This is a genomic window from Nocardia sp. NPDC003345 (assembly GCF_053589395.1).
Map to the genome: position 1 here is coordinate 1 of NZ_JBSFRU010000501.1, position 2,934 is coordinate 2,934.

2 protein-coding genes are annotated in these 2,934 nt (G+C 68.4%); both read left to right on the top strand.

The genetic code is table 11. The annotated features are described in order from the left end of the window. Positions 1–655: S8 family serine peptidase (locus tag ACWDU1_RS31235; protein WP_450003995.1), on the top strand; the 655-nt coding region annotated here is incomplete at its 5' end. Positions 656–697: 42 nt separating this feature from the next. After that, on the top strand, positions 698–2,934 hold a 2,237-nt coding region (eccCa, locus tag ACWDU1_RS31240; RefSeq protein ID WP_450003996.1), incomplete at its 3' end, for a type VII secretion protein EccCa.

A 2,934-nucleotide genomic window follows, 5' to 3' on the forward strand; every position in this document is an offset into this window, starting at 1 on the left:
CCTGCAGACCGACGGCGCCTGTAAGGACCAGAACTCCGGCTCCGGCTGGGAGTCGGTGGCCACCGTCGCCAGTCCGGCGTGGTTCTCGCCCTACGTCCTCGCGGTGGGATCGGTGGACCCGACCGGTCAGGTCTCCGAACTCTCGCTGAACGGCCCATGGGTGCAGGTGGCGGCCATCGGCCGCGAGATCGTCTCGCTGGACAGCAAACCCGGCGGTACCGGTCTGGTGGACGGTGTGCAGACCAGCGACGGTATCCGCTCGGTGGAGGGCACCAGTTTCGCCGCACCCTATGTGGCCGGGCTCGCGGCGCTGATCCGATCGCGCTTTCCCCAGCTCACGGCCGCACAGGTGATGGATCGGATCACCCGTACCGCGCACGGCCCGGGCACCGGCCGCGACGACCGTATCGGGCACGGTCTGATCGACCCGCTCGCCGCGCTCACCGCCGAGCTCCCGGCCGTACCGGTGAGCGTCGGCGCCGCGGACGGCGCGCCGATCGCGGCGCCGGTCACCGCGCCGGGACCCGATCCGCGGCAGCGCTGGATCGCGATCACCGGTTCGGTGTTGTGTCTGTCCGGATTGGCCCTCGGCGCCGCGGTGGCCTATCCGTTCCGCCGCCCGCGCCGCGACCTGGACCTGGAATTGGACCCCTAGCGGCCCGGTCCCGACCGCACGCCGCCGATCGAAGAAGGAACCATGGCTACCGAAGGCTTTGTCCGCCGGCCCCGGATCGCACCGCCGCGCGCTCCCGGCGGGGAGGTTGCCCTGACGGCGCCACCGGAGGTACCGCGGGCCATCCCGGCGCCGCTGATGATGAAGATCATGCCGGTGGTGATGGTGATCGCCGTGGTCGGCATGATCGCCATGATGGCGATGATGGGCCGCAATATGCTGGCCAACCCGTTCATGATGATGTTCCCGATGATGATGATCATGTCGATGGTCGGCATGATGGCGGGGTATCGCGGCGGCGGCGGTAAACGCGCGGTCGAGCTGAACGAGGAACGCAAGGACTACTTCCGCTACCTCGACCAGGTGCGCCGTGATGTGCGCCGGACCGGCGGTAAACAGCTGGAATCGCTGGGCTGGAGCCATCCCGTGCCCGCCGATCTGCCTTCGCTCGTGGGTACCCGCCGGATGTGGGAGCGCCGCCCCAACGACCCGGACTTCGGGCATGTGCGGGTCGGGGAGGGCAGCCACCGGCTGGCCACCAAACTGGCCCGGCCGGAGACGGGACCGCTGGAAGATCTGGAACCGGTGTCGACGGTGGCCCTGCGCCGGTTCGTGCGCACCCATTCGGTGGTGCACAAGTTGCCGACCGCGGTATCGCTGCGCGCGTTCCCGGCCATCAATATCGGCGGTGATCCGGACGAGGCCCGCACCCTGGTGCGGTCGATGATCATGGAGCTGACCACCTTCCACGGGCCCGACCACCTATCCGTCGCCGTGGTATGCAGCGATCCCGACGCGCCGGTCTGGTCCTGGGCGAAATGGTTACCGCATCTGCAGCATGTCGCCCAGCGCGACGGGATGGGCTCGGTGCGGATGATGTATCAGTCGCTGGGGGAGCTCGAGACCGCGTTGTCGGGTGAGTTGCTCGAGCGTGGCCGGTTCATGCGCAATCCGCAGCCCACCCAGGGCCGGGTGCATCTGGTGATCGTCATCGACGACGGCTACGTGAACGGCAACGAGCGGCTGGTGGCCGAATCCGGCCTGGATTCGGTCACCGTGCTGGACCTGACGGCCCCGGAGAACGGGCTGGCCGCCCGCCGGGGTCTGCAACTCGTCTGTGCCAACGGCGAGGTGTCGGCCAAGAGCGCCGCCGGGGTCGAGCGATTCGCGACCGCCGATGTGGTGGGTATCGCCGAGGCGGAGGCGTTCGCCCGGGCGCTGGCGCGCTATCGGCTCGCCACCGCGGCGCAGATCGTGAGCCTGGGGGAGGGCACCACCGCCGACCCGGGCCTGATGGCCCTGCTGAAGATCCCCGACGCCGCTCAGATCGATCCGGCCCGGGTGTGGCGGCCGCGGACAGCTCGCGAACGGCTGCGGGTGCCGATCGGTATCACGCCGGACGGGTCACCGGTGGAGATCGATATCAAGGAATCGGCGGAGAACGGTATGGGCCCGCACGGCCTGTGCATCGGCGCCACCGGCTCGGGCAAATCGGAATTCCTTCGCACTCTGGTGCTTTCGCTGGTCACCACTCATTCCCCCGACGCGTTGAACCTGGTACTCGTCGACTTCAAGGGCGGCGCGACCTTCCTGGGTCTCGATCCGCTGCCGCACGTCGCGGCCGTGATCACCAACCTGGAAGACGAACTGTCGCTGGTAGACCGGATGAAGGACGCCCTGGCCGGTGAGATGAACCGCCGCCAGGAGCTGCTGCGCTCATCCGGTAACTACGCCAATGTCAACGACTACGAGAAGGCCAGGGCCGCCGGCGTCCCGCTGGATCCGCTGCCCGCGTTGTTCGTGGTGGTCGACGAGTTCTCCGAATTGCTCTCGCAGAAACCGGATTTCGCGGAACTGTTCGTGATGATCGGGCGCCTGGGGCGGTCACTGCATGTGCACCTGCTGCTCGCCTCGCAGCGTCTCGAGGAGAACAAGCTGCGCGGCCTGGAATCGCATCTGTCCTACCGGATCGGCCTGCGGACCTTCTCCGCGAACGAGTCCCGGGCAGTGCTGGGTATCACCGATGCCTACCATCTACCGAGCGTGCCGGGCTCCGGCTATCTGAAGAGTGACGCCTCGGATCCGTTGCGGTTCAACGCCAGCTATGTGTCCGGTCCCTACGAGGCACCGCAGGGCACCGAGGCCGAGGACGGCAGCCCGATCGCCCGGCAGCGGCCCGCGTTGTTCACCGCCGCGCCGGTGGAACTGCTGGAATCGCCGGGCATCGAGGAGGACGAACCGGAGGAATCCGCGGCCGCGCT